The following is a 26443-nucleotide window of genomic DNA, read 5'->3' on the forward strand; positions in this document are numbered from 1 at the left end:
CTACAACTAATTATTTAACGTTAATTTCAATAGGCAAATTAAATTGCGTACTCACGTTCAGTCCGTTCTTGGTAGCTGGTACGATAGCATCTTGCTCTGAGAGTGCCGATAAATTAGCGCGCAACGAGTCTTCGAAGGTTTCACTATCAGTACTTAGTAATTCTTTTGTTTTATCATTGGCTTCTATATCTATAAGCACTATTTTACCTGTATTATCCACTTTTATATTCAGTAATACACGGTCGGTAACAGGTTCTGTTACTTCATAAGGAGCTTTTTTCAAACGCTCTTGAAAAAGGGTTGTAAAAGTCCTCTCAAAACATTCTTTCTGTCCTATCTTCGTAGTTGCTGTATCACATACCCCTCTAAAAATAGGATAAGAGTCTACGTCTTCCTTCAGTATTTCCGAGAATTTTATTTCAGCTATCGAGTCCAACTTATGTTGCAATTTTGCTTCTTTCTGCTCAGGAGTGAGTTGGTTACCATTGTCGTTACACGCTACAAGTGCCAATGATAAGGCTAAAAAACAAAAGTAAAATTTCATAATTAAATGTCTAATAAGTGTTTTTACGGCTCAAAAGTATTACAAAAAATTGATTTACAAAAATAAATAACACTTTTTCTTCGTAAAAATATTCCCTTCTAATCTTCTTTTTCGTCAAACCTCTTGTATAACAACCTGATTATAAGTGTAGTACATTCCTCCCATTGCCTACAACAAAATTTCCGTACTTTCGTAAGGTTCTTGCCCTTTTAGGAAGATTCTAGCCGTCAAATCGCCTTTAAGGCTAACCTTCTCATCTTCCACACGTAGCCAACTACCTTCGCGCAAACCTATCACAGGAGTATCGTTAAAAACGTGGAATTCCTTAATTCGCGTTTCGCGAGTTTCTCCCTTGTGTTTACTTTGGGGGTCTGGGTCAAGGTAATGAGGGTTGATATTAAAAGGAACAAGCCCTAAGGTTTTAAACGAAGGCGGGTAAACAATAGGCATATCATTAGTAGTCTGCATTGTCTGTCCAGCGATATTGCTCCCTGCGCTTGTTCCCATATAAAGCGTCCCATTTTCTACTGCTTCACGCAATACGTCCATCACTTTCAATCCGTACAACTGATTTACCAGCACGAAGGTATTCCCTCCGCCTGTAAAAATCGCTTTTGCCTGCCTAATAGCCTTTTTAGGGTCAGCGAATGTGTGTAAGCCCACTATCCTCTTCCCTACCCTATTGAAAAACTGTTGCGCAATCTGAGTATATTCATCGTGCGTAATACCACTGGGGCGTGCATAAGGCACAAACAATATTTCGTCAATTCCTGTAAAGAAATCAATCAATTCATCTTGTAAATAAGAAAGATAAGTACCCCCATATACAGTAGAAGTACTCGCTAATAATATTCTTTTCATCACTGTTTTATTTAGTTATAACACGCAAAGATAATAAAAAATCAAATAGCTTGTATCCCTTCCTCTTTTATTTTACCTCCATTTTACCTTTACTTTTCCCTCGTCACATTCCCTCTCTCTGAGGTAGCCAGCAATAGCTGGGCCTGTGCACCGCGAGAGCAGAGTATGTGTAAGGAGAGAGGTTTGCCTCCTTTTCCAGCTTGTCCCCCTTCGGGGGTTCGGGGGCTTACCGAATAAACGACTCGCCACATTCCCCCTCTCTGAGGTAGCCAGCAATAGCTGGGTATGTGTAAAGGGGGAGGTTTCTTTTGATTTTCCGTCATACTTCCCCCTAGTGCCTATGGCCTAAGGCCTAGTACCTCTTCCTCTTTCTTTCGCCTCGAAACCCCGTTTTTAACATTTTTAGTGCTGTTGTATGATATTATGAATCAACTATTTATACACCCCTTCTATACCAATCGTCCAAGATTCGTATAAGCTTCCTATAAGCTCTCTATAAGCTAACCCCACCCTCCTCATAGCCTTTTTTCTCCAAAAACTCACCCTCTCCTCTTCCGAACTTCTCCGTTTTCTTTCGCCCTCTCTAACCTATCCGATTTGTCTGACAAGTCTCACCTGTCAAAAAACCATTTTTATCACTACCCATTTCCTAATTTCCTCATTTCCTCATTCCCTCATTTCCTCATTCCCTCATTTCCTCATTCCCTCATTTCCTCATTCCCTCATTTCCTCATTTTCTAATTTTCTCATTTCCTCATTTTCCACTGGCAAAGTTAATTATCGGTATTTCTGGCATTATTAGTATTATTGGCATTAAATACACTTTTTTACCTTTTCCTTTTTTCTTTCCAACTATTTTCGTACCTTTGCACTCAATATTACATTTCATATAATTAAGCAAATATTACAATGAAAACAGAACAAGAATTAACCGAATTTTACGAGCGCTTAAAGAATGAACTCATCGAGACTTCGCTCTTCCCCACTCGTTATCTCTATAAATTCGTAATACCTACTGATGAAGCCAAACTCAATCAGCTCAAAGAGGTATTCAAAAATACCGATGCCGAAATCACCACACGCCCATCGTCTAACGATAAGTACACAGGTGTTTCGGTAAGCCTTACCGTTAAAAACCCCGATGAGGTAATTGCCTATTACAAAGAAGCAGGTAAAGTAAAAGGAATATTATCATTATGACGACCTTAGAATATAACACCGAACGCCCTCACTTAATCATCCCTGAATACGGGCGACACATTCAAAAAATGATAGAAAAAGCGGTACTCCTTAAAGACCGCGATACACGTAATAAAACGGCTCGAAGTATCGTCGCCGTAATGGGAAACTTATTCCCTCACTTGCGCGACGTCCCTGATTTCCAACATAAACTTTGGGACCAGCTCTTTATAATGTCCAATTTTCAGTTAGACGTCGATTCCCCTTATGAAAAACCCACGCCTTCCACACTTCATAAACACCCCGAAAGACTTAGATACCCTCAAGCACATCCCCGCTACCGCTTCTACGGCAACGTAATTATTCGTATGATAAACACTTGCGTAAATTGGGAAAAAGGCGACCTACGTGAAGCTTTAGAGTATTCTATCGCTAACCATATGAAGAAATGCTTCCTCACTTGGAATAAGGAAAGCGTAGACGATAGCGTAGTTTTTGAACATCTATACGAACTGAGTAACGGGCAAATTGATTTGAGAAAGGCTAACGAAGACCTTACTAATAGTCGTGACCTTATCCGCACGAAGCAAAATCTAACTAAACGCTCTCCTCAACCGCAACCTCAGCAAGCTAAAAGAATATTCTCAACCAATAAAAAAAATAACAATGGGCGTTTTTAAAATAGAAGGTGGACATACCCTCAAAGGAAGTATTACACCACAAGGAGCTAAAAACGAAGCTCTACAAGTACTTTGTGCAGTTTTACTCACCGACCAAAAAGTTACCATTCACAACATTCCCGATATTCAAGATGTGAATAAACTAATTTCTTTGCTCGAGAATTTAGGAGTCAAAATCCAAAAGCTCGGGAAAGGTACTTATAGCTTTCAAGCCGACGATATCAATATAGACTATTTAAAGTCTGAGGCTTTTCATACCGAAGGGCAAGCCCTGCGAGGTTCTATTATGATAGTAGGCCCTCTGCTCACGCGTTTTGGAGTAGGCTATATTCCTAAACCGGGAGGTGATAAAATAGGTCGCCGTCGCCTCGACACCCACTTCGAAGGGTTCATCAAATTAGGTGCCCACTTCGAATATGATGAGAATAACTTTACTTATAGTGTAGTAGCCGAGAAACTAAAAGGAAGCTATATGCTTTTAGAAGAAGCCTCTATTACAGGTACTGCCAATATCATTATGGCTGCCGTATTAGCCGAAGGCACTACAACTATTTATAACGCAGCTTGCGAGCCCTATGTACAACAACTCTGCCATATGCTCAACGCTATGGGAGCTGATATACAAGGTATCGGTTCCAACCTCGTTACTATCAACGGGGTAGAACGCTTAGAGGGTTGTACACACACTATCCTCCCCGATATGATTGAAATAGGTAGTTGGATAGGCTTAGCTGCTATGACTCGCAGTGAAATTACCATTAAGAATGTAGGCTGGGAGCATTTGGGTATTATGCCTACTATCTTCCAGAAATTAGGTATTACCTTCGAAAAGAAAAACGACGATATTCATATCTCCGCTCATACTAACGGCTATGAAATCCAAAATTATATCGATGGCTCTATCCTAACCGTAGCCGATGCCCCTTGGCCTGGTTTTACCCCCGACCTACTCAGTATCGTGCTGGTAGTCGCTACCCAAGCTCGTGGGGAAGTGCTTATTCACCAAAAGATGTTTGAGAGTAGGCTATTCTTTATCGATAAACTGATAGATATGGGCGCTAAAATTATACTATGCGACCCTCACCGCGCTACCGTTATCGGTAATGATTTCCGTTCACCTTTGCGCGCAACCCTAATGACCTCACCTGATATTCGTGCCGGTATAGCCTTGCTTATTGCAGCTCTTTCAGCCAAAGGCACCTCTACCATTTACAATATAGAACAAATAGACCGTGGTTACGAAAACATCGACGGACGACTCAAAGCCCTCGGTGCCCAAATAGTAAGAGTTTCCTAATAGATATCCGATAACACGTAACATATTAATCATTAACCATTAAACATTAATCATTAAAAAGTGAATTATAATTTTGACGAAGTAGTTTGCAGAAAACACACCGATGCTCTCAAGTTAGAAGCATTAGCCCCCCGCTGGGGACGCACCGATTTGCTTCCTATGTGGGTAGCCGATATGGATTTTAAAACACCTCCTTTCATAGTGGAAGTGATGAAAAAACGTATGGAATGTGAAGTGTTTGGCTACACAGCGAAACCCGAAAGTTGGTATGAAGCCATTATCAGTTGGCAAAAGCGCCGTCATAAGTGGACGATTACCAAAGAAATGATTTCATTCGTACCTGGGGTAGTACCAGCTTTGGCAATGGCAGTACAGGCATTTACTCAGCGTGGTGAAAAGGTGATGATTCAGCAACCTGTATATAATCCTTTCGCTCAGGTAATCCGCAATAACCATCGCGAATTAGTAAACTGTCCATTAGAGCTGAAAGATGGGCAATATCACATCAATTTTAAACTCTTCGAAAAAAAGATAAAAGGCTGTAAGCTCTTTCTCTTCTGTCACCCTCATAACCCTGGCGGACGTGTATGGACGCGCGAAGAACTCGAAAAAGTAGCAACTATCTGTGCTCAGAACAACGTAATAATAGTAGCTGACGAAATCCACGCCGACCTTACCTTACTTCCCTACGAGCACATTCCGTTTGCCTCAGTAAGCGAAGAAGCTAAACAGAACTCCGTTGTATTTGCATCTCCCAGTAAGGCTTTTAATATGGCAGGCTTAGCTACCTCTTATGCGGTAATTGCTAATCCTACCCTGCGTCGTCGCTTCGAAAGCTATGTAGAAGGGAACGAATTGGCTGCCGGCAATGTCTTTGCTTTTAATACCGTTGTAGCAGCCTATAACAAAGGCGAAGAATGGTTACAACAAATGCTCACCTACGTTCAAGGTAATATTGATGAAGTGGTAAGTTATATCAAGGAAAACATACCTCAACTAAAAGTCATCATACCTCAAGCCTCTTATTTAGTGTTTATTGATTTCAGTGCGTTACAGCTCAACCAAAAAGATATAGTCGCTCTATGTACCAATAGGGCGCACTTAGCCTTAAATGACGGTAGTATTTATGGTGAAGAAGGCAATGGCTATATGCGCATCAATTTAGCTTGTCCGCGTAGTGTGGTAAGGCAAGCCTTAGCTCAACTCAAAGACGCAATAACATCAATATAAAAGTCAAGCGCCTAAATAATCAGATTATTTAGGCGCTTTTCATTTTTTTATTCTCTAATACATCCAAGCTTTTAATTGAGCTCTTATCTCAATTTCAGCGTTACAATGCTAATCACCGCTAAGAAAATCCCTACAATAAGAAAGCGCATCACTATTTTACTCTCGTGATACCCCTTCTTTTGGTAATGGTGGTGTAAAGGCGACATCAAGAAGATACGTCTACCTTCACCATACTTTTTCTTCGTATATTTAAAGTAAACCACTTGCAATATCACCGATAAGTTTTCAATGAGGAAGATACCACAGAGCACAGGCAACAAGAGTTCTTTGCGTACTGCTATGGCTATCACAGCTATAATCCCGCCTATGGTCAAACTCCCTGTATCGCCCATAAACACTTGGGCAGGATAGGTATTATACCACAAAAAGCCCACCAAAGCTCCTGCAAAAGCGGCTATGAATACTGTCATCTCCCCTACTCTTGGGATATACATAATGTTTAAGTATTCCGAGAAAATAATGTTACCCGAAATCCACGCAAATAACCCTAATGTCAGGACTATAATAGCCGAGCTTCCCGCTGCCAATCCGTCTATACCATCAGTAAGGTTCGCACCGTTAGAAACCGCTGTAACAATAAGAATCACAATGGGAATAAACACCAGCCACACATAATGATGATAATTATCTCCTGCCCACGCAATCAGGTCAGCATAGTCAAACTCGTTATTCTTCACAAACGGAATAGTAGTTTTCGTCGATTTCACTTCTGGAACAAAATTCTCTGTGGCTGTTTCTGCTACTACTTCAGTACGTGTTCGCCCAATACCTGTTTTCTCACTCTTAATAGTTACATTATCATTAAAATAGAGCGTCGCCCCTACGATAATTCCTAAGCCTATTTGTCCTAATATTTTGAAACGTCCTTTCAGTCCGTCTTTATTCTTGCGGAAAGTCTTGATATAATCATCGACAAAGCCAATAGCTCCCATCCACACAGTAGTGATGAGTAGCAATAGGGTATATACGTTATCTAACTTAGCCAACAGCAGTACAGGAATAAGCGTGGCAAGAATAATGATAATCCCCCCCATAGTAGGAGTGCCTGCTTTCTCATTCTGCCCCGTAAGCCCTAAGTCTCGCACCGTCTCGCCTATCTGTTTGCGTTGTAGGAGGCGAATAATACGCTTCCCATAGATGGTAGAAATAAGCAAGGAAAGCATTAAAGCCAAACCTGCGCGAAACGATAAGTATTTATAAAGCCCCGACCCTGGAAAGTCGTAATATTTTTCAAGGTTTTCTAATAAATAATATAACATTTTAAGTAATAGTTAAGTGGTAAGAGATAAAAACTATTTAATAACGATTACAATCTCTTTATCGCGTCTCTTTTTCTTTTTGCCATCAGTGGCTTTTAAATCAATTTTCACGGTGTGAGCATCTATTTTCTCAATATAAGGGTGTTTGCCTTTTATCTTCTTTATTTTGCCCTCGAATACAAGCGTATTATTGATATCAATATTAAACATCTTCTTCATCTGTGCTACGCGCTCTGCTTGCTCTTCATCATCTGTATTTTGTTCCAAAGCAGCAATATTGAGGCGCAACTCCTTGCCGTCCCATTTAAAAGCCGAAATACTCAAAGGGTTGTTATTGCGTGTCCCTCTATCAATAGCGGCGGTGATTGAAGCGTATTCTTCAGGCGCAAAATGGTCGAACCTAACCTGAAAACCTACTTCCTTATTGTCTTTAAAAAGTCCTTTAATAGCTGCGCGTTTCAGCAATTCGGCTTTATCAGCAGGAATGCTATCCTTTTCTACTGTTTTTTGAAAGTCGTAAACCGATTGCCATTCTTTTGGAAATTCGGGCATATTCACGTTTTTCAAACTGTTTTCTCCTTGTTTTGCCTTCGCTTGCATAGCAAGCATTTCACTCATATCTACTGCCATATCGGTAGAAATGGTAGCATCTTTATGAAATGTAAAGGTATTTGTTACACTACAAGATTGCAATGCCAGTAGTGCAAAAGCTAATAAAATCAATTTTTTCATTAGTTATCAATTACAAATTTCGGGGCAAAGATAATATTTTTTACAATACTTCTATCATTCCTCAAATCAAACACACCTTTTTTACTTCAAAATATCTTCCTCTATCCTCCTTCTTAGGTTTGTTTTAACTCCGCCTTCCCTTCGTTCTTTGTTCGTCTTTTGTTCGTCTTTTGTTCGTCCTTTCTTCGTCTTTTGTTCGTCTTTCCTATAAGCTCTCCATATCTACATTATTTCATTCTCCCGCCTCCATTTGCTAATTCTCAATTTTGCTAATTTGCTAATTACACCTGCCTATGTGGCTCGCTTCGTCTTTTGTTTCTCTTAGGCTTGATTCGGTTTCGCTCTATTTTCGAATAAGTTTTGTCTTTCAGACCGATAGCCTTTATCAATTTCTCTTTAAGGCTTGTCCCCCTTCGGGGGTTCGGGGGCTTCTCACTAGTCTTTTCATCACCTGCCTATCGTGCTACGACCTCGCACTTTACCTTTTATCTTTTACCTTCAATAATTGGCATTTCTGGTATTATTGGCATTGTGGTTTTCTGAAGAACTTCCTCCACCGTTGTCCTATAATCAAACCAATGTATAGAACTATCTTTGTGAAACCACGTAAATTGTCGCTTAGCAAATCGACGAGTGTTCTTCTTAATTTCCTCTATCGCAAAGCCAAACGAGGTCTTCCCTTCAAAAAAAGCAAATAACTCCTTGTAGCCTACTGTCTGCAAGGCATTGAGTTCCTTGTGCGGATACATATCTTGTGCTTCTATAAGCAACCCATCTTCAAGCATTTGCTCTACTCGCTCATCAATGCGATTGTAAAGCACCTCTCGTTCTGCCGTAAGTCCTACTTGTATGCTCTCAAAGTCTCTCACCGTTTCTTTTTTGTTTAAAAAAGACGAATAAGGCTTCCCTGTTACCATACACACTTCTAAGGCACGTATCATTCGTTGCGGATTATTTGTATCTATTTTCTCGTATTGCACAGGGTCTAAAGTTTTTAGCTTTTGTTGCAAAAAAACAATGCCTTCTGCTTTATACTGCGCATTCAGCTCTTTTCTTATCTGTTCATCGGTTTCAGGAAAATCATCTAACCCACTGAGCACTGCATTGGCATAAAGTCCACTTCCTCCTACCATTACTACCACACCGTGAGTTCTAAAAAGTGTGTTGAGCAAGCTAATAGCATCGCGCTCAAAATCACCTACCGAATAAGGCTCAAAAATAGATTTATGCTGAATGAAATGGTGCTTTGCCTGAGCTAATTCATAGGGCGAAGGAACTGCTGTGCCTATAGAAAGCTCCTTAAAAAACTGACGTGAGTCGCAAGAGATGATTTCAGTACCGAAGTGTTGTGCTAAGGCTATAGCCATTCGCGTTTTTCCAATAGCAGTAGGTCCTACCACACTCAAAAGTATTTTTTTATGCTTCATCGTGATTGCTCTTTTGGAGTATTAACTCACTACCACATTGGCTACAATATTTAGCCCCCTGCAAATGTTTGTCAAAAGAACATCGTTTGCAAACCAATTTTCCAGCAACCTCATTCTCTTCGTGTTGCTTTTTGCTCCCCTCAATAGAATGTTTCTTTTTCATATGGGTATATTCAGCAGTAACAATACCCGTAGGTACCGCAATAACGCCATAACCCAATATCATTACAAACGAAGCTATCAGCTGTCCCAATGTAGTTTGCGGAGCTATATCTCCAAAGCCTACGGTAGTCATTGTTACAATACACCAGTAAACACCGCGTGGGATACTGCTAAACCCGTTCTGGTGTCCTTCCACTACATACATTACTGACCCTAAGAGTATACAAATCACCGATATGAAATAAATGAAGATAAGAATTTTGTCTCGGCTAGTGCGCAAAGCCATTTTCAGCTCCTCCCCTTGCTTCATAAAACTCGCTAAATCCAAGATACGGAAAATACGCAATAAGCGCAAAGCCCTCACTACTGATATTGCCTTTGCACCAGGAGCGAAGAAAGATATGTACATCGGCAAAATAGCAATGAGGTCTATAATGCCATACATACTAAAAATATATTTATAAGGCTTTTTATTGGTAATAATGCGCAAGATATATTCAAGCGAGAAGAAAACGGTTATCACCCACTCCATAAACACTAACAAACCGTGCAAATGGTAGTCAACACCCTTTACGGTTTCAAGCATTACCATTATCACACTGATAGTAATGAGCGACAACAGCACAAGGTCAAATAGTTTACCTAAGCGTGTATTCGTCCCATAGATAATAATATAAGCCTTTTGCTTGAATATATTATATTCTGATTTAAGTGTTGCTTTGTCCATAAATCAATATTTACTAAGCCATTCACGGAATGAATAAAAGTTTTGTGGTGATACACCGTGCCCTATCGGAAACTCTTCATAAGTGCATTTAGCCCCTATCGATTTTAAAAACTCAGGAGTTTTCCTGTCCCATTCCACAGGTATTACTTGGTCACTGGTGCCGTGCGATACGTAAAAGTGCGTAGCCGAATGGTTCTCTTTCTTATATCCGTCTTTCAAGATATCCTCATTTAAGTAACCACTCAGTGCTATTACTCTGCGTATTTTCTTAGGATAAGATATCGCAATAGCCATACTCAATATACTCCCCTGACTGAATCCTAAGAGGTTTATATTTCTAGTATCCAAATCATATACCTTACAAGCCTCATCAATACATCTCATTATTAATTCACGCGATTCAATAGCCTGCTCATTATCGCTCCAATAGGCTTGGTCTTCATCAAAGTTAATCATATACCACGCATAACCAAATGAGGTTAAATTATAAGGCGCACGCAATGATATAATCGTGTATTCTTTGGGTAATTCATCGGCAAAGGAGAAAAGGTCTTCCTCATTGCTCCCATAACCGTGCAACATAAATATTACAGGTGAACGTTTAGTCCTTACCTGTGGTTCGCGAATTACGTATTCTAAAGGTAGTTTTTTATGTGTTTCCATTGTTTTTTTCTTTGTTTTAAAGTAACAGTTTGTAAATAATAAAATCAAGCTCCCTATAACAAAGGTAAGACATTTCTTAAACTCCATCGTTCAATATTTCTTGTCTGTGGGCAATAATCCCCAATACTTTCCCTTTCATCGTCGCACCTATAAAAGCACTATTCTTTGAAGCCGATAATATCATCTCTTTTGTAAAAACAGTCTCTCCTTCGGGAGTAAAGATAGTAACGTCAGCTTCTGTATTTTCAGCTATGGGCGTAGTAGGTATCCCGAAACGTTTGCGCGCCGAGGTAAGCAGTGTTACCGCTCTTTCAACAGTTGTATACTGACTCAGCACACCCCACACATTTTCTAACCCAATAGTTCCAAACGAGGCAAGGTCAAACTCTTTAAATTTGAGTTCTATGTCCAACGGATTATGGTCAGAGGTAACAAAGTCTATCACTCCTCTTTGTAAGGCGTCTCTTAGTTCCTTTACATTTTCAGTATCGCGCAAAGGGGGCAACACCTTGTAATTGGTATCAAACCCTTCTAAAACCTCGTCAGTAAACTGAATATTATGGATAGCTACGCTACAAGTCACGTCCAATCCTTTGTTTTTTGCCTCCTCAATAAGCGCTACCGATTTTGCTGTGGATATAGTAGGAATATGTAACTTCCCCCCTGCGTATTCTAATATAGCCAAATCACGCGCTACACACAGTTCTTCAGCCAAAGCAGGAATACCTTTTAGTCCTAATCGTGTGCTTTCTATGTGCTCATTCACCACACCTTTACCCATAATTTTAGCATCGTTAGGAAAAGAAATAACAATACCACCGAAAGGCTGTGTATACTGCAAGGCTATTTTCAGCAGGTTGCTGTTGTGTATAGGCTTCTTATAATCACCAAAAGCCACAGCCCCTCCATTTTGCATATCGTAAAGCTCGGCAAGAAATTCCCCCTTGCTCTCTACCGTTAGTGCCCCAATAGGGTGAGCGGTAGTAGCAAAATGCTTCGTTTTTTCTTTGATATACATTACAGCTTGCTTGTTGTCGGCTACCGGGTGAGTAAGCGGATTGACGAGCACGTGTGTAAAACCACTTCTCTGTGCCGTAAGCATTCCATTCTCTAAGGTCTCCCGCTCTTCAAAGCCTGGTTCGCCAAAGCAAACACTGCTATCCGTCCAACCTTGTGATATATAAGTGTTTTCCAGTACCTTATCTACCCCTTCGGCAGCAATATGATTGGATATCTGCTTAATAACCCCATCTGAAATTAAAATATCTTTTACAGCACAGTGATAGGCACTCTCTTCATCAATAATCTTTGCCGACTTGAGTAATATATCCATAGAATTACGCTTTTAATTTCTCTGCAAAGGTACAACTAAAAAAACAATTAAAAACTATTTTTACAAATTATTTTTTTCAGATAACAAAATTTAGTACATTTGTCGCCTAATAAAAAAAGACAACAAGTACAAAAAGTTATTTTTATAAGTGAAGCCCTATAAGATGTAGAAAATTTTTCTACAAAACACCCTTTACACAGTGATACCACAGATATAGCTATCGTCCAAGATTCGTCCAAGATTCGTATAAGGTTTGTCCAAGATAGGTATACAGAATATTTTTCTAACCTTAAAAATCTGTTATCTCAACATTCACCTAATTTTAGAAAACACCCAAAAACTATGGAAAGCATATTTAAACATTGCCCGAATTGTACTTCTACAAACATCGAATTTCCCAATAATGTGCGCTTTTTCTGCCACGATTGCGGTTTTACCTATTTCCACAATATTGCCGCCGCAGTAGCAGTAGTGTTCAAGCATAAAGATAAAATACTATTTACAGTCCGTAATATGAACCCCGACAAAGGAAAACTCGACCTCCCAGGCGGTTTTATCGACCCCAACGAAACGGCTCAAGAAGCAGCTTGTCGCGAAGTAAAGGAAGAAATGGGACTCATCATCAAACCTGAGCAACTGCGCTTCATCACCACCTACCCCAATAATTATCTGTACAAAAATGTACCCTACCGCACTATGGATATCTTTTTTGAATGCGAGCTCAAAGCCGAAGAGGTACATATTGTAGCCCCCGATGAAATAAAAGAACTCCGGTGGATAGCTCTTAAAGATATTCGAGAAGAAGAAATTGGTTTTATATCAGTACGTACAGTCATAAAACAACTTCAAAGCTAATTATTGATATACAGTTTATTAGTTTAGAAAAAAGAGAGATTTCTTAAAAAATAATTTCTTTTTTGCTTGGTGTTTTCAAAAAAACACGTACATTTGCAAAATCTAAAAGAAAGAACATAAAACAATAATTTATGGCAACAATTATCAATTACGCGATTATTATTATCTATTGTACAGCATTAGTAGGCATTTTCTTATATAGCCTTTCAATGCTTAGTTTGCTACTGAACTATCTCAAACATCGCAAACAAAACGACGAGGCTCCTAAGTTTAACTTGCTTGACCCTAAGGAGATTCCGTACGTAACCATCCAGCTACCACTTTACAACGAGAAGTATGTAGTACGTCGTTTGCTCGAAAATATCGCAAAATTGGAGTACCCTCGTACCAAACTCGAAATTCAAGTGCTCGATGACTCTACCGACGAATCAGTAGCCGAAACCGCTGAAATCATAAAAGAACTACAAGCTACAGGCTTAGATATTAAGCACATTCGTCGCACCAATCGCGAAGGCTTTAAGGCTGGTGCTCTTAAAGAAGGGTTAGCTATTGCCAAAGGTGATTTTGTTGCCATCTTCGATGCCGACTTTATGCCTCAACCCGATTGGCTTAAACGTACAGTAGTATACTTCAAAGACCCTGAAATAGGCGTAGTACAAACTCGCTGGGGGCACATCAACCGCAATTATTCTATCCTTACTAAAATACAAGCTCTCGCTCTTGATGTCCATTTCACTCTTGAACAAGTAGGGCGTAATTCTAAAGGATATTTTATCAACTTCAACGGTACAGCAGGTATTTGGCGTAAAGCGTGCATTTACGATGCAGGTAACTGGGAAGGCGACACCCTTACCGAAGACCTCGACCTTAGTTATCGCGCTCAATTAAAAAATTGGAAATTCAAATATTTGGAAGATGTAGAAACGCCTGCCGAGCTTCCAGTAGTTATTTCAGCAGCACGCTCTCAACAGTTCCGCTGGAACAAAGGAGGAGCTGAGAACTTCCGTAAAACAGTAAGCCGTGTATTAGCAGCTAAAAACATAGGTTGGAAAACCAAATTTCACGGGGTAATGCACCTCCTCAATAGCTCTATGTTCTTATGGGTATTTGTGGTATCAGTCCTTAGTATCCCTATGTTGTACATCAAAAATCAATACGGACATTTAGCGTGGATATTCCACATTACTAGTTTCTTTATCATTAGTACTGTTATCTTGTTTATTTGCTATTGGTTTACTTATAAGAACCTGCAAGGAAAGACCTTCGACGACTTTTTAAACTACATCAAACTGTTTGTAACGTTCTTCTCAGTAGCCTTAGGTTTCTCTTTCCATAACACTGTTGCAGTACTCGAAGGACACACAGGTAAACGCAGTGAGTTTGTGCGTACCCCTAAATTCAATATCAATGCACTCTCCGATAGCTGGAAAAACAACAAATACATCAATACCAAACTATCGCCTAATATGATAGTAGAATTCTTACTAATGTTGTATTTCCTCTTTGGATTATACAGTGCCGTTCGTCTTAACGACTTTGGTATGTTCCCATTCCACTGTATGCTTACCCTAGGTTTTGGTTTTGTATTCTTCAAATCACTTACCTCAAAAGCTTAATTGATTAGTATATTTGTAAATTAACAAATGAATGTATAAAATAAAGGGTTGTCTTGAATAATAGGCAACCCTTTTATCTTATCTCTTACCTAAAACAATGAACTTAGAAACTTTCAGAGACCTTTGTTTGTCCTTACCACATACTACTGAAGATATGCCTTTCGGCGAGGACATATTGGCTTTTCGCATTTGTGGAAGGATATTTGTGCTTACGAATTTAGAAAGCGTCCCTTTGAGGGCAAGTCTCAAATGCAACCCTGAGCGCGCTTTGGAGCTTCGTGAGCAATACCCTGAAAAGATTATAGCAGGCTATCACTTAAACAAAAAACTTTGGAATACAGTTTTGGTAGAGAGCCTTCCTCCCTCTCTTATTGAAGAAATGGTACAACATTCTTACGAAGAAGTACTCGCCAAAGTATCTAAAAAAGAAAAAGAACTTTTAACAAATCAATAGTATGAGACAAAAATTTACTTTGATTACTTTGGGCGTTCGCGATTTTCAAAAAGCCCTTAGTTTCTACGAAGGCTTAGGTTGGCAAAAGTCAAATAAAAGTATGGACGACTATGCTCTTTTTCCTTTGGGAGGCATCGTATTGGGGCTTTACCCCTTAGAAGAACTTTCAGAAGATACTACTTTGCCTTATGAGCCAAGTTCGTTTGCAGGAATGACTATCAGCTACAATGCTACCTCAGAAGCGGAAGTAGACGCTGTATTAGCCAAAGTTAAAGAATTAGGAGCAACTATAATAAAACCTGCTCAAAAAGTATTTTGGGGTGGCTATAGCGGTTACTTTAAAGATTTAGACGGTTATGTGTTTGAAGTCGCTTATAATCCTTTTTGGGAGTTCGATGAGAATAACAATCTTAAATTGTAGACAATGAAAACACGTATTACAGAACTTTTTAATATTCAATATCCTATTATTCAGGGAGGAATGATATGGGCAAGTGGTTGGCGATTAGCTTCAGCAGTGAGCAATGCAGGCGGTTTAGGACTATTGGGCGCAGGCTCTATGCACCCCGAAACCCTTGCAGAACACATACGTAAGTGTAAAGCGGCTACCGATAAACCTTTTGGGGTGAATATTCCTATTATGTACCCCGAAATGGACAAAGCTATTGAAGTGATTTTGCGCGAAGGGGTAAAGATTGTATTTACTTCAGCAGGAAATCCAGCTACCTATACCTCTTTATTGCAAAAAGAAGGCATAAAAGTAGCTCACGTAGTGAGTAGTAGTAAGTTTGCCCTTAAAGCCCAAGTTGCTGGCGTAGATGCTGTGGTAGCTGAGGGCTTTGAAGCGGGTGGTCACAACGGACGTGAAGAAACTAGCACAATGGTACTCATTCCTGCTGTGCGCAAAGTATTAGATATTCCTCTCATTGCTGCAGGAGGAATTGCTACAGGTAGCGGAATGCTTGCTGCTCTTGCCTTAGGAGCCGAAGGGGTACAAATAGGCAGTAGGTTTGTAGCTACTACCGAGGCTTCTGTACACCCTAATTTTAAAGAAAGAATAGTAGCAGCTGGCGAAGGTGATACAGAACTTACGTTAAAGGAATTAGCTCCTGTACGTTTGCTTAAAAACGGCTTCTATAAGGAAGTAAAAGAGCTCTACAACACTCAGCAAGCTACTGTCGAAAACCTTAAAGCCTTAGTAGGTAATCGCCGTACCAAACAAGGAATGTTTGAAGGAGACGTAGAACAAGGCGAGCTAGAAATAGGGCAAGTAGCGAGTCTCATTACCCAGGTGCAAAGCGTAAAAGAAGTAATTGACGAGATGGTGATGGAATACAGGAGAAGTATTAAGAAATTACCTCATTGATAAAATAGTATTATTAGAATATTTGTCATTATTGTTATTTACCGTACTTTTGCACCCTAAAATTATACAATAAATATATATGAAAGCAGGAATTGTAGGACTGCCCAACGTGGGGAAGTCTACTTTATTTAATTGTTTATCAAATGCTAAAGCACAGAGTGCTAACTTCCCTTTTTGTACTATAGAGCCCAACTTGGGTGTTGTAAACGTACCTGATCCCCGTTTAGAGAAACTCGAAAGCCTTGTAAAACCTGAGCGTGTAATGCCTGCAACAGTAGAGATTGTAGACATAGCTGGACTGGTGAAAGGCGCCAGTAAAGGCGAAGGTTTGGGTAACCAATTTTTGGGAAATATACGTGAGTGTAATGCGATTATTCACGTATTGCGTTGTTTTGAGAATGACAACATTGTTCACGTTGATGGAAGTGTAGACCCTATACGCGATAAAGAAACTATTGATATAGAATTGCAGTTAAAAGACCTTGAAACGGTTGAAAAACGCTTGGAGAAAGTAACGCGTGCAGCGAAAGCAGGCGATAAGAAAGCGGCAAAAGAAATGGACTTGCTCAACCGTGTAAAGGAGGCATTGCTCACGGGTGTTTCGGCTCGTGCGGTGCAAGTAAGCGATGAAGAAAAAGAATTGCTGGACAGCTTCCAACTGCTCACTACCAAGCCTGTGCTATATGTGTGCAATGTAGATGAAAAATCGGCTAAAAATGGGAACGCTTATGTGGAACAAGTGAAAAATGCCGTAAAAGGTGAAGATGCCGAAGTGATTGTATTGGCAGTAGCCACTGAAGCTGACATCACCGAATTGGAAAGTTACGAAGAACGCCAAATGTTCTTGGAGGATATAGGTTTAGAAGAACCAGGAGCCTCTAAACTGATTCGTGCAACTTATCACCTGCTGAACCTACAAACTTATTTCACCGCAGGGGTAAAAGAAGTGCGTGCGTGGACGATTCATCAAGGAGACACTGCTCCTCAAGCCGCAGGGGTAATTCACACCGATTTTGAGAAAGGATTTATTCGTGCTGAGGTAATCGCTTATAATGATTTTATTACTTATGGCAGTGAGGCTAAAGTAAAAGAAGCTGGTAAAATGCGCGTGGAAGGTAAAGAATATATCGTGAAAGACGGCGACATTATGCACTTCCGCTTTAACGTATAAAAAAGCCGGTAAGCAGATTCCCATCGCTTACCGACAAAAATAATTCTAAATTAAATAATCTTTATGGTTCAACTTTGTGCTTGAAAAGCAATCGCTTTTAAAAGACGAGGCAAAGATATGGCAATATTCTATTAGAAACAATATAAATTAGCTAATTAGGTAATTCGTTAGTAGTGTTCATCAGTAATTTTGCTAATTGATAAATTATTTATATCTTTGCCGAGATGTTAGAAAATAAAAAGTTCATTATATGAGAAAAAAAATTGTAGCAGGGAACTGGAAAATGAACAACGACCTTAACAAGTCGTTAGCACTTATTTCCGACCTATTAAAAAAAGTACCTCAAACAAATACTGAGGTAATGATTGCCCCTACCTTTGTAAACCTTATTCCAGCTGTAGAAGCAGTAAAAGGTAGCCACATCGAAGTAATTGCGCAAAATATGCACTTTGCTGAAAACGGTGCTTACACGGGAGAGATTTCGGCTGAAATGTTAGGCAGTATTGGGGTAAAAACTACTATTTTAGGACACTCTGAGCGCCGTGCTTACTTTAACGAAACTGATGAGAGTTTAGCTAAAAAAGTGAACACAGCCCTTAAACACAATATGCGTGTAGTGTTCTGTATTGGTGAAGAGTTAGCTGACCGCAAAGCTAATAAGCACTTTGATGTGGTAGGTAGCCAAATCAAAAATGGTTTGTTCCACTTGCCTGCTGAGGCTTGGCAACATATTGTATTGGCTTACGAACCTGTATGGGCTATTGGTACAGGCGAAACCGCTACTCCTGACCAAGCACAAGAAATTCACCACTTTATTCGTAAAACTATTGCTGACAAATATGGCAAAGGGGTTGCTGATAAAGTATCCATCTTGTATGGAGGTAGTGTAAAACCGGATAATGCAAAAGAAATCTTTGCAAAAGAAGATGTAGATGGCGGACTCATAGGTGGGGCTGCCCTTAAAGCTGATGATTTTGTTACTATTATCAAAAGCATTTAAAAGTTATTATTCCTTTTATAACGACTGTCCAATGAACTTTGTTCTTGGGCAGTCTTCTTTATGTAAATTAAAATATGATACAAAACGACTTATTCTTAAGAGTACTCAACGGTGAGGTTACTGAACGACCGCCTGTGTGGATGATGCGTCAAGCAGGACGCTATTTGCCCGAATTTAGAGCTTTACGCGATAAATACGACTTCTTTACGCGCTGTCAGACACCGGAGCTGGCTGCGGAAATCACCGTACAACCGGTAGATATAGTAGGGGTAGATGCTGCGATATTGTTTTCGGACATATTGGTAGTGCCTCAGGCTATGAATATAGAAGTAGAAATGAAAAAAGGCGTGGGACCGTGGTTGCCTAAGCCTATCCGTACAGCTAAAGATGTGGAACAAGTAATTGTGCCTAATATTGAAGAGCGTTTGGGCTACGTAATGGAGGCAGTAAAGCTCACTAAGCAAATGCTGAACAATCGTGTGCCCTTAATTGGCTTTGCGGGTTCGCCTTGGACGATTTTCTGTTATGTGGTGGAAGGCTCAGGTTCACGTGATTTTTCGACGGCTAAGGAGCTTTGTTTTACGCAGTCTTCGGTAGCACATAGCTTATTGCAAAAGATTACTGACACAACGATTCTTTACCTGAAAGAAAAAGTAAAAGCAGGGGTAGATGCCGTACAGCTTTTTGATAGCTGGGGAGGAGTGTTAGCTCCTAACGACTATCGCACATTCTCGTGGCAATACCTCAACCAGATAGTAGAAGCTCTTGCTCCTTTTACCAAAGTGATTGTCTTCGCGAAAGGCTGTTGGTATGCTTTGCCTGAAATGGCGACTTCTAATGTAGCTGCTTTGGGCGTAGACTGGACGTGTGCTCCTGAAATAGCGCGCGAACTTACAAGAGGTAAAAAAGTATTACAAGGTAACTTCGACCCCTCACGACTCTTAGCACCTCCTGCCGAAATCAAACAGAAGGTGAAAGAGATGATAGATGCTTTTGGAAAAGACCATTATATCGCTAACTTAGGGCACGGTATCTTACCTAATGTGCCCGTAGAAAACGCTATTGCTTTTGTAGAGGCAGTAAAATCTTATCGCTTATAAAAAGCTATAGTTTTTTAATAACGTTAATGAGAGTATCCACATTTTCTGGTTTAGTAGCCCAAGAAGTGATAAGACGTATGGCAGTATGGGTTTCATCGACTTTCTTCCATATATAAAAATCGAATTGCCTTTGGAGAAGAGCTACTTGCTCATTAGTGAGAATAGGGAACACCTGATTAGTAGGAGTATGCGACAAGAAGTGTACTCCTTTTTCTATAAAAGCGTCTTGGATACGTTTAGCTTGAGCATTTGCGTGAAGGGCTAATTCGTTAAATAAATTGTTTTGGAAAAGCTCCAAGAACTGTATGCCGAGAAACCTTCCTTTGGCAAGTAAAGCCCCTTTTTGTTTGATATGGTACTCAAAGCCCAATTGAAGTTCAGGATTGTTTAAAACAATTGCTTCTCCCATTATTGCCCCATTTTTAGTAGCTCCTATATAGAAAGCATCGGTATAACGAGCTAAATCTTCCCAAGTAATATCATTGCCAGAAGCATTGAGAGCGTGAGCTAAACGCGCTCCATCGATATAGAGTAAAAGGTTTAGTTCTTGACACAGGTGGTACAAATCTTTTAATTCTTGAAGCGTATAGATAGAGCCTACTTCGGTAGCATTGGAAATATATACTAATCGGGGCACTACTTGATGAGGAAAATTGGTGTAACAAGTAGCTACTTCACGAATATCATCAAGTTGTATTTTGCCATCTATTGCGGGGGTGAGGTGTATTTTATGTCCGGTAGCTTCGATAGCACCTGTTTCGCTATCGCAAATATGAGAGGTTTCGCAAGTAATAACGCTCTCATAAGGACGTAACATTGCTCCTAATGCTAAGAGATTGGCTTGTGTACCTCCGCTTACGAAATATATTTTACTTTGAGGATTATTTAGTTTTTCGGCAATAAGAGCTTTTGCTTTATTAGTATAAGTATCACAACCATATCCTTGTTGTTGTTCGAGGTTGCTTTCTAACATTCGGTTTAAAATAGAAGGGTGAGCCCCTTCGGAATAGTCGTTTTTAAATGATATTTTCATAGTTTGTTCAAAGGTAATAGAGAGCTGCTATTACGAATTCAGAATGCAAAAGTAAAACTTTTTTATGTAAGAACGTTGTGAATATGAAAAAATTTATTACTTTTGCGCCCGAATTAATAACGAGGTCGTGAACCTCACTAATTAAATTTTTTATGCCAGTAAAAATTAGATTACAACGTCACGGAAAAAAAGGCAAGCCTTTCTATTGGATTGTAGCTGCTAATTCACGTGCAAAAAGAGATGGTAAATTCCTTGAAAAGTTAGGAACTTACAATCCTGTCAGCAATCCTGCTCAGATTGAAATAGATGTAGATGCAGCTGTAAAATGGTTGAAAAACGGAGCACAACCTAGCGACACAGCACGTCGTATTCTTTCTTACAAAGGGGTATTGCTTAAATACCACTTGCTTGGTGGAGTTGCCAAAGGAGCTTTGACCGAAGAACAAGCAGAGGCTAAGTTCAATGCTTGGGTAGAAGAGAAAGCTAACAAAGTATCTACAAAAGAGCAAAAATTAGCTAAAGAGAAAGCAGAAGCAAAAGCAAAGGCTTTGGACGCTGAAAAAGAAGCTAATGAGAAACGCAAGAATGCTGCTGTAGCTAAAGCTACCGAAGCAACAGCTGAAGCTACCAAAGAGGTTACAGAAGCTACGGAAGCTACCGAAGCTGAAGCTCCTGCTGAAGAAAATAACGAAACTGAGGCATAACCCTATGACTTTAAAAGATTGTTTTTATATAGGAACAATTGTGTCGAAGTTTAGTTTTAAGGGCGAGGTGCTAATTAAGTTAGATTCCGACGACCCTGAAATGTATGAAGAAATGGAATCAGTATTTATTGCCTTAGGCAATAATCTGGTTCCTTTTTTTATTGAAAAGAGCACTTTACACAAGTCGGATTTATTGCGCGTGAAGTTTGAAGAGATAGAAACTGAGGCTGATGCAGAAGCTCTATTGAAGCACAAAGTATATTTACCTCTTGCGGTATTGCCTAAACTATCGGGGAATAAGTTTTATTACCACGAAGTGATAGGGTTTCAGGTGGAAGATGTGTACTACGGAGTAGTAGGGAAAATAGTTGGAATAAACGACAGTACTTCTCAAGCGTTATTTGAAATTGAGAATGAGAACGGAAATGAGATACTTATTCCTATGGCTGATGAGTTTATTGAGAAGATAGATAGAGCCCACAAGAAAATTATTGTAAAAACCCCAGAAGGGCTTATTGATTTGTATTTAGAAAATTAAGTACAAGCATAAAATATAAAACAAGGTTATCAAAACAGCTTTTGATAACCTTGTTTTATTTACCTTAATAAGAAAAAAATCTACGGATTATGCTTCTTCAACAAGGGAAGAAAGAAGAATGAAAGGCTTCCCAATAAGAGCGTCATAGCAAATTGTGACGTCCATACAATCCAACCAAAGGCTGTACCCACAGGAGTAGCTACTCCAAACAAAAATAGTACTTCGGCAATAAAAAAGGGATAAGAACCAAAGCCTGCATTGGTGAAGGTCATTGCAAAACTACCCACCACAAAGGCTGTAAGCACATTGGGCAAACTGATATGTGCGGTTTCGGGTAGGGCAAAAAATGGAATATAGAACATCAAAAAGTACATTGCCCAAATAAAAAGAGTATGAAAAAGAAATAGTGTTCTATGTTTTATTTTTACGACTGATAGGATTCCTTCCTTTATTCCGTTTAAAAAGACTTTTACCTTGATAAAAAAAGGTTTATCGGAAGTGTAAATGAAATACAAAAAAACTATAAACGAAAAAACTCCTATACCCATTAACCACATTAGTTTTTGGAAAGGGATTTTGGAGAGAAGAAAGTTGCTTATAACCTCGAATTGGAGAATGAAAGCGAGCATAGTGAATAGGAAAAGTAAAAGCAGGTCGATAATTCGTTCGGAGATGATAGTGCCTAATGATTTCTCGAAAGGGACTCCGTCGTAATTGCTTACTACTAACGCACGAGAGACCTCGCCTGAACGCGGTATGGTTACATTCACCAAATAACCAATGAACACAGCCATTGCTCTATGTAAGAAAGCTGTGCGGTAACCCAAAGGTTTTAGCAACAAATGCCAACGTATGGCTCGAGAAAGATCACTTAAAAATCCTAAAAAAACAGCCAAAATGATATAGAAGTAATCGGCGTTTAGAAAAGTGTGTTTTATTTGGACAAACTGCTCTTCGTTAAATTGGCGATAAGCATACCAACACAAGAAAACGCCTACAAATATCGGAAGGGCTATCTTTAAGAACTTTTTCATTCGATTAGGTTGGTTGTTTCATTAGGGAAGATAATAGAAGGCTTAAAAGTTTTAGCTTCTTCAAAATCCATTAAAGCGTAGGATATGATGATGATGATATCACCTTTTTGCACTTTACGAGCAGCAGGACCATTCAGTACAATAGCACCTGATTTTCTTTTCCCTTTAATAATATAAGTTTCGAAGCGTTCGCCATTATTAACATCTACAATCGACACCTTTTCTCCCTCAATCATTTGAGCTGCCTCCAACAAATCTTCGTCAATGGTAATGCTTCCGATATAATCTAAATCGGCTCCTGTAACCTTAACGCGGTGAATTTTAGATTTTAATACTTCTATTTGCATATTTATATTTGTATTGTTTTAAAAAACGGCGCAAATGTACGTTAAAAAATTGAAAACAGTGTAAGAAAGAAAAAAATTATGCTTACCTCTGCCCTACCCTTAGCTTATACAAACCTTGGACGAATCTTGGACGATTGTTATACAAAGAGTATTTATAAGTTTAATATTCAACATCTTAAAGAATAGTAATTTTATATAAATGAGGTTGTCATTCTCAGTTTTTAGTTAGAAAGATTTATTTTGCATAAATTACAATAGAAAAAAATAGGAAGAAAGTGCTTGTTTACTAAAAAATATTCTTATCTTTGCCACCTAATTATATTTTTACAAATGATGATGAAAAGACTATTTATTTTGTCGTTAGCCGCAATAGGCTTTGTAGCTTGTAGTAAACGAGCTGATTATATAGTGCTTTCAGGAAAAGTAGAAGGCACTAATGGGATTCCTTTGGAGCTGAAGATAATAGGTGGTGAAGTAGACCAGCCATTGCATATCAAACCCGATGGTACTTTTCAAGACACGCTTCGCGTACCTTCTAATTACTATACTATTTTCAATCCTCAGGGAATAGAAATTCCGTTGTATTTAGAGCAAGGAGACGAACTTGGGGTTAATATCGACCTCACTAAGATGCCTTTAGAAATAAAGTTCTCGGGCAAAGATACGCTTGCAAATGCTTATTTGCACAAGAAAGCTGACCTTACGATGGAAATTCAGAAAAGTGGTGGTATGCAACAACTTTTAGTTAAAGCACCTGCAGATTTTAAAACAGCCGTAAATGAGTATAGCAAAAAGTATACTGACCTTTTGAAAAACACTAAGAACCTCTCTAAAGACTTTGTCAAAAAAGAGGAAAAGGCTATTAACTACGAAATGCTTTACTTAAAATCTATTTACAAAAATGCACACCAAAAACTTACTCAAGAAGAGGTAGCACTTCCTAAAGAGTTTGCTGATGAGCTCGCTAAGATAGATTATGATATCGCTGAAGATTATAATACCTACAGAGCTTACAAAGAATTAGTTACTAATAAACTATTCGATAAGTTTCAGGATAACGAAAGCGACGAAAACCCTTGGGGTAAACTCATCGCACACGTAAAAGGTCTGAAATCTAAAAACATTAAAGCAGACCTTACTCGTTATTTTATCAGTGGAGTTTCAGTAGCTAACACTCCTGAAGAAAATGCTGAACTCATCAAAAGTATCAAAGAAAACGTGAAAGACACTGCTGCCTTAAAAGAGTTAGACAGACGTATAGCGGTACTTGAAAGACTAAAACCTGGCAAAGATTTTCCTCCTTTTACAGCTGAAGATTTGAATGGTAAACCAGTATCTTATGAAAGTCTTAAAGACAAATTACTTTACATCGACGTTTGGGCAACTTGGTGTAAACCTTGTATAAAAGAAATACCAAGTATGAAGGCTTTGCAAGAAGCATACAAAGGCAAACCCGTTACTTTTGTAAGTATTTCAGTAGACCAAGACAAAGAGGCTTGGAAAGCTGCCGTACAACGTGAGAAGCTGAGTGGTATCCAACTATACACTAACCTAAGTATGAACCGCGATTTCATAGATAACTACGACCTAAGCGGTATTCCTCGTTTTATGTTAGTAAAGAATGGTAAAATCATTAGCATTAGTGCACCTAGACCATCAGATGCTAAGGTAAAAGAACTTATCAACGCGAATTTATAACAAATACTTTTTTCATATTGAACAACTTTGCTAAAGCCATACAGACTTTAGCAAAGTTTTTTTGCTAATTATCTCATTGACAAATCGACTAATTAACTATGGCTCAATCTCTCATTTTTGAAGAATACGACCTCTCTAATGGACTACACGTGATTCTTCACCGAGATAACTCAGCTCCTGTGGTTACCATAGGAGTAATGTATCACGTAGGTGCCAAAGACGAAGACCCTACCCGCACTGGCTTTGCCCACTTTTTTGAGCATCTCCTTTTTGAAGGCACTCAGCATATAGCACGTGCCAAATGGTTTGATATTGTATCGGCAAATGGCGGACATAACAATGCTTTTACTACGCAGGACAAAACTTATTATTATGAAGTCTTCCCGTCTAACAATTTGCAATTAGGCTTGTGGATGGAAGCTGAACGTATGTTGCACCCTGTTATCAATGAGATTGGAGTAAGGACTCAAAATTCAGTGGTAAAAGAAGAGAAAAACCAACGTATAGACAATGCACCTTACGGTAGGATAATGTACCGCTCGGTTATCAATCCGTACCTTTTTAAAAAACACCCTTATTCGGGAACAGTAATTGGAAAAGTGGAACATTTAGACGCTGCGAGCTTAGAGGAGTTTATCGCATTTAAGAAGAAGTTTTACAACCCTAACAACGCTGTACTGGTGGTGGCAGGGGATTTCGATACGGTACCGACCAAAGAATGGATAGAACAATACTTTGCGACCATTCCTAATACAGGTAATGCTATACAACGCAACAAAATAGAAGAAGCTCCTATCACTGAAACTATTGAGGTAACCGAATACGACCCTAATATACAAATCCCACTGAAACTATATGCCTATCGCACTCCCGCAATGACGGACAAAGATTCGTTTACTATCGACTTGCTTTCTAACATTCTCACTGACGGCAAAAGCGCTCGCCTCTACAAAAAGATGATAGACGAGCATCAAACAGCTTTGCAGGTATTGGCTTTTTCGGACGCTCAAGAAGATTATGGCGTTTATATAATGGGAGCACTCCCTATGGACGGTGTGAGTTTGGAAACTTTGGCACAAGAAATGGACGAAGAAATTACAAGACTACAAACCGAACTCATCAGTGAGCGAGAATATGAAAAGTTACAAAACCAGATAGAGGCTAACTTTGTGGCTCAAAATAGCCATATGGAAGGAATTGCCCTCTCTTTGGCAGATAACTATACTTTCTACAAAGACACTAACCTTATTAACAAGGCTATAGACCACTATCGCACTATTACCCGAGAGGATATCAGAGAGGCTGCACGCAAGTATTTGGACAAAAACCAACGTTTAGACCTCAATTATTTACCTTCAAATCTATAAGTAAAC

General features: G+C 39.2%; 28 protein-coding genes. 16 read left to right on the forward strand and 12 right to left on the reverse strand.

All coding sequences use genetic code 11. From position 1 onward, the window contains the following. Positions 1-10 precede the first annotated feature (10 nt). From HW278_RS01515 to HW278_RS12315, 3 genes are all read right to left on the reverse strand, one after another. Entirely contained in the window at positions 11-544 is a 534-nt protein-coding gene (locus HW278_RS01515) for a hypothetical protein (RefSeq protein ID WP_178976714.1), read from the reverse strand. A 168-nt stretch (positions 545-712) separates the two neighbouring features. Then, positions 713-1405 carry a dipeptidase PepE gene (gene pepE / locus HW278_RS01520; protein WP_178976715.1) on the reverse strand — a complete coding sequence of 231 codons (693 nt, stop codon included), beginning with the start codon at positions 1403-1405 and terminating at the stop codon, positions 713-715. A gap of 89 nt (positions 1406-1494) precedes the next feature. After that, on the reverse strand, positions 1495-1656 hold the full coding sequence (locus tag HW278_RS12315) for a phosphinothricin acetyltransferase (RefSeq protein ID WP_255493679.1): 162 nt from the start codon (positions 1654-1656) through the stop codon (positions 1495-1497). 658 nt (positions 1657-2314) lie between these two features. Here HW278_RS12315 and HW278_RS01525 point away from each other — a divergent pair. Genes HW278_RS01525 through HW278_RS01540 form a run of 4 tightly spaced genes read left to right on the forward strand, consistent with a single transcriptional unit; the run spans position 2315 to position 5791 of the window. Continuing rightward, positions 2315-2605, forward strand: coding sequence for a DUF493 family protein (locus tag HW278_RS01525; protein WP_178976716.1), 291 nt, complete (start codon positions 2315-2317; stop codon positions 2603-2605). Further along, positions 2602-3264 (forward strand): DUF4290 domain-containing protein, encoded by a 663-nt coding sequence (locus HW278_RS01530; RefSeq protein ID WP_178976717.1) that lies wholly within the window; start codon positions 2602-2604, stop codon positions 3262-3264. The genes HW278_RS01525 and HW278_RS01530 overlap by 4 nt, the downstream gene beginning before the upstream one ends. Further along, complete coding sequence (gene murA / locus HW278_RS01535; protein WP_178976718.1) at positions 3251-4561, forward strand: UDP-N-acetylglucosamine 1-carboxyvinyltransferase; 1311 nt, start codon at positions 3251-3253, stop codon at positions 4559-4561. Before HW278_RS01530 ends, murA begins: the two co-directional genes overlap by 14 nt. 60 nt (positions 4562-4621) lie before the next feature. Further along, entirely contained in the window at positions 4622-5791 is a 1170-nt protein-coding gene (locus tag HW278_RS01540; RefSeq protein WP_178976719.1) for a MalY/PatB family protein, read from the forward strand. 83 nt (positions 5792-5874) lie between these two features. Here the strand turns inward: HW278_RS01540 and mraY are convergent, their stop codons facing one another. The 6 genes from mraY to HW278_RS01570 all read right to left on the reverse strand — a co-directional run bounded on the left by mraY (position 5875) and on the right by HW278_RS01570 (position 12154). Continuing rightward, a complete protein-coding gene (gene mraY, locus HW278_RS01545) occupies positions 5875-7110 on the reverse strand; it encodes a phospho-N-acetylmuramoyl-pentapeptide-transferase (protein WP_178976720.1) in 1236 nt (411 codons plus the stop codon). 33 nt (positions 7111-7143) lie between these two features. Beyond that, complete coding sequence (locus tag HW278_RS01550; RefSeq protein WP_178976721.1) at positions 7144-7842, reverse strand: hypothetical protein; 699 nt, start codon at positions 7840-7842, stop codon at positions 7144-7146. A gap of 485 nt (positions 7843-8327) precedes the next feature. Further along, on the reverse strand, positions 8328-9269 hold the full coding sequence (gene miaA, locus HW278_RS01555) for a tRNA (adenosine(37)-N6)-dimethylallyltransferase MiaA (RefSeq protein ID WP_178976722.1): 942 nt from the start codon (positions 9267-9269) through the stop codon (positions 8328-8330). After that, positions 9259-10158: an ion transporter gene (locus tag HW278_RS01560; protein ID WP_178957530.1), complete on the reverse strand. Its 900-nt coding sequence runs from the start codon at positions 10156-10158 to the stop codon at positions 9259-9261. The genes miaA and HW278_RS01560 overlap by 11 nt, the downstream gene beginning before the upstream one ends. A gap of 3 nt (positions 10159-10161) precedes the next feature. Further along, positions 10162-10908: an alpha/beta hydrolase gene (locus HW278_RS01565; RefSeq protein ID WP_009420501.1), complete on the reverse strand. Its 747-nt coding sequence runs from the start codon at positions 10906-10908 to the stop codon at positions 10162-10164. Continuing rightward, a complete protein-coding gene (locus HW278_RS01570) occupies positions 10898-12154 on the reverse strand; it encodes a dihydroorotase (protein ID WP_178976723.1) in 1257 nt (418 codons plus the stop codon). The genes HW278_RS01565 and HW278_RS01570 overlap by 11 nt, the downstream gene beginning before the upstream one ends. A 342-nt stretch (positions 12155-12496) precedes the next feature. Here HW278_RS01570 and HW278_RS01575 point away from each other — a divergent pair, with 342 nt between their 5' ends. From HW278_RS01575 to hemE, 8 genes are all read left to right on the forward strand, one after another. Further along, positions 12497-13009: an NUDIX hydrolase gene (locus tag HW278_RS01575; protein WP_178976724.1), complete on the forward strand. Its 513-nt coding sequence runs from the start codon at positions 12497-12499 to the stop codon at positions 13007-13009. A gap of 131 nt (positions 13010-13140) precedes the next feature. Continuing rightward, a complete protein-coding gene (locus HW278_RS01580; RefSeq protein WP_009410730.1) occupies positions 13141-14625 on the forward strand; it encodes a cellulose synthase family protein in 1485 nt (494 codons plus the stop codon). Between the two features lie 97 nt (positions 14626-14722). Beyond that, positions 14723-15079, forward strand: coding sequence for an MmcQ/YjbR family DNA-binding protein (locus HW278_RS01585; RefSeq protein WP_178976725.1), 357 nt, complete (start codon positions 14723-14725; stop codon positions 15077-15079). Between the two features lies 1 nt (position 15080). Continuing rightward, entirely contained in the window at positions 15081-15500 is a 420-nt protein-coding gene (locus HW278_RS01590) for a VOC family protein (RefSeq protein WP_178976726.1), read from the forward strand. 3 nt (positions 15501-15503) lie between these two features. Then, positions 15504-16445: an NAD(P)H-dependent flavin oxidoreductase gene (locus tag HW278_RS01595; protein WP_178976727.1), complete on the forward strand. Its 942-nt coding sequence runs from the start codon at positions 15504-15506 to the stop codon at positions 16443-16445. A 79-nt stretch (positions 16446-16524) separates the two neighbouring features. Further along, a complete protein-coding gene (gene ychF / locus HW278_RS01600; RefSeq protein ID WP_178976728.1) occupies positions 16525-17616 on the forward strand; it encodes a redox-regulated ATPase YchF in 1092 nt (363 codons plus the stop codon). Between the two features lie 250 nt (positions 17617-17866). After that, complete coding sequence (gene tpiA / locus HW278_RS01605; protein WP_009420494.1) at positions 17867-18616, forward strand: triose-phosphate isomerase; 750 nt, start codon at positions 17867-17869, stop codon at positions 18614-18616. 74 nt (positions 18617-18690) lie between these two features. Continuing rightward, positions 18691-19716 carry a uroporphyrinogen decarboxylase gene (gene hemE, locus HW278_RS01610; protein WP_178976729.1) on the forward strand — a complete coding sequence of 342 codons (1026 nt, stop codon included), beginning with the start codon at positions 18691-18693 and terminating at the stop codon, positions 19714-19716. A gap of 4 nt (positions 19717-19720) precedes the next feature. Here the strand turns inward: hemE and HW278_RS01615 are convergent, their stop codons facing one another. Next, positions 19721-20749 (reverse strand): threonine aldolase family protein, encoded by a 1029-nt coding sequence (locus HW278_RS01615; protein ID WP_178976730.1) that lies wholly within the window; start codon positions 20747-20749, stop codon positions 19721-19723. Positions 20750-20901: 152 nt separating this feature from the next. On the opposite strand from HW278_RS01615, the gene HW278_RS01620 reads away from it, so the two are divergent. Both HW278_RS01620 and rimM read left to right on the forward strand, forming a co-directional pair. Beyond that, a complete protein-coding gene (locus HW278_RS01620; protein WP_178976731.1) occupies positions 20902-21453 on the forward strand; it encodes a 30S ribosomal protein S16 in 552 nt (183 codons plus the stop codon). Between the two features lie 4 nt (positions 21454-21457). Continuing rightward, on the forward strand, positions 21458-21991 hold the full coding sequence (gene rimM / locus HW278_RS01625; RefSeq protein ID WP_178976732.1) for a ribosome maturation factor RimM: 534 nt from the start codon (positions 21458-21460) through the stop codon (positions 21989-21991). Between the two features lie 80 nt (positions 21992-22071). On the opposite strand, the gene HW278_RS01630 is transcribed toward rimM, so the two are convergent. Both HW278_RS01630 and panD read right to left on the reverse strand, forming a co-directional pair. Beyond that, positions 22072-23025, reverse strand: a complete 954-nt coding sequence (locus tag HW278_RS01630; protein ID WP_178976733.1) for a YbhN family protein — start codon at positions 23023-23025, stop codon at positions 22072-22074. After that, positions 23022-23372, reverse strand: a complete 351-nt coding sequence (panD, locus tag HW278_RS01635; protein WP_002672875.1) for an aspartate 1-decarboxylase — start codon at positions 23370-23372, stop codon at positions 23022-23024. The genes HW278_RS01630 and panD overlap by 4 nt, the downstream gene beginning before the upstream one ends. A 330-nt stretch (positions 23373-23702) precedes the next feature. Between panD and HW278_RS01640 the strand changes: the two genes are divergently transcribed. Next, on the forward strand, positions 23703-25070 hold the full coding sequence (locus HW278_RS01640) for a TlpA family protein disulfide reductase (protein WP_178976734.1): 1368 nt from the start codon (positions 23703-23705) through the stop codon (positions 25068-25070). Between the two features lie 98 nt (positions 25071-25168). Then, the gene (locus HW278_RS01645) at positions 25169-26437 is read left to right on the forward strand and encodes a M16 family metallopeptidase (RefSeq protein ID WP_178976735.1); all 1269 of its coding nucleotides are present in this window, start codon (positions 25169-25171) and stop codon (positions 26435-26437) included. Positions 26438-26443: the final 6 nt, after the last annotated feature.

It is taken from the genome of Capnocytophaga sp. oral taxon 902 (assembly GCF_013394735.1).
Lineage (GTDB): Bacteria > Bacteroidota > Bacteroidia > Flavobacteriales > Flavobacteriaceae > Capnocytophaga > Capnocytophaga ochracea.

Bases quoted from the DNA above. Each gene is read 5' to 3' on its own strand.
- HW278_RS01620 (WP_178976731.1), top strand. From the start codon at position 20,902: ATGCCAGTAAAAATTAGATTACAACGTCACGGAAAAAAAGGCAAGCCT.
- HW278_RS01595 (WP_178976727.1), top strand. From the start codon at position 15,504: ATGAAAACACGTATTACAGAACTTTTTAATATTCAATATCCTATTATT.
- HW278_RS01525 (WP_178976716.1), top strand. From the start codon at position 2,315: ATGAAAACAGAACAAGAATTAACCGAATTTTACGAGCGCTTAAAGAAT.
- HW278_RS01515 (WP_178976714.1), bottom strand. From the start codon at position 544: ATGAAATTTTACTTTTGTTTTTTAGCCTTATCATTGGCACTTGTAGCG.
- HW278_RS01560 (WP_178957530.1), bottom strand. From the start codon at position 10,158: ATGGACAAAGCAACACTTAAATCAGAATATAATATATTCAAGCAAAAG.
- HW278_RS12315 (WP_255493679.1), bottom strand. From the start codon at position 1,656: ATGTGGCGAGTCGTTTATTCGGTAAGCCCCCGAACCCCCGAAGGGGGA.
- murA (WP_178976718.1), top strand. From the start codon at position 3,251: ATGGGCGTTTTTAAAATAGAAGGTGGACATACCCTCAAAGGAAGTATT.
- HW278_RS01580 (WP_009410730.1), top strand. From the start codon at position 13,141: ATGGCAACAATTATCAATTACGCGATTATTATTATCTATTGTACAGCA.
- miaA (WP_178976722.1), bottom strand. From the start codon at position 9,269: ATGAAGCATAAAAAAATACTTTTGAGTGTGGTAGGACCTACTGCTATT.
- HW278_RS01565 (WP_009420501.1), bottom strand. From the start codon at position 10,908: ATGGAGTTTAAGAAATGTCTTACCTTTGTTATAGGGAGCTTGATTTTA.
- ychF (WP_178976728.1), top strand. From the start codon at position 16,525: ATGAAAGCAGGAATTGTAGGACTGCCCAACGTGGGGAAGTCTACTTTA.
- pepE (WP_178976715.1), bottom strand. From the start codon at position 1,405: ATGAAAAGAATATTATTAGCGAGTACTTCTACTGTATATGGGGGTACT.
- panD (WP_002672875.1), bottom strand. From the start codon at position 23,372: ATGCAAATAGAAGTATTAAAATCTAAAATTCACCGCGTTAAGGTTACA.
- tpiA (WP_009420494.1), top strand. From the start codon at position 17,867: ATGAGAAAAAAAATTGTAGCAGGGAACTGGAAAATGAACAACGACCTT.
- rimM (WP_178976732.1), top strand. From the start codon at position 21,458: ATGACTTTAAAAGATTGTTTTTATATAGGAACAATTGTGTCGAAGTTT.
- HW278_RS01615 (WP_178976730.1), bottom strand. From the start codon at position 20,749: ATGAAAATATCATTTAAAAACGACTATTCCGAAGGGGCTCACCCTTCT.
- mraY (WP_178976720.1), bottom strand. From the start codon at position 7,110: ATGTTATATTATTTATTAGAAAACCTTGAAAAATATTACGACTTTCCA.
- HW278_RS01530 (WP_178976717.1), top strand. From the start codon at position 2,602: ATGACGACCTTAGAATATAACACCGAACGCCCTCACTTAATCATCCCT.
- HW278_RS01570 (WP_178976723.1), bottom strand. From the start codon at position 12,154: ATGGATATATTACTCAAGTCGGCAAAGATTATTGATGAAGAGAGTGCC.
- HW278_RS01645 (WP_178976735.1), top strand. From the start codon at position 25,169: ATGGCTCAATCTCTCATTTTTGAAGAATACGACCTCTCTAATGGACTA.
- hemE (WP_178976729.1), top strand. From the start codon at position 18,691: ATGATACAAAACGACTTATTCTTAAGAGTACTCAACGGTGAGGTTACT.
- HW278_RS01640 (WP_178976734.1), top strand. From the start codon at position 23,703: ATGATGATGAAAAGACTATTTATTTTGTCGTTAGCCGCAATAGGCTTT.
- HW278_RS01590 (WP_178976726.1), top strand. From the start codon at position 15,081: ATGAGACAAAAATTTACTTTGATTACTTTGGGCGTTCGCGATTTTCAA.
- HW278_RS01585 (WP_178976725.1), top strand. From the start codon at position 14,723: ATGAACTTAGAAACTTTCAGAGACCTTTGTTTGTCCTTACCACATACT.
- HW278_RS01550 (WP_178976721.1), bottom strand. From the start codon at position 7,842: ATGAAAAAATTGATTTTATTAGCTTTTGCACTACTGGCATTGCAATCT.
- HW278_RS01630 (WP_178976733.1), bottom strand. From the start codon at position 23,025: ATGAAAAAGTTCTTAAAGATAGCCCTTCCGATATTTGTAGGCGTTTTC.
- HW278_RS01575 (WP_178976724.1), top strand. From the start codon at position 12,497: ATGGAAAGCATATTTAAACATTGCCCGAATTGTACTTCTACAAACATC.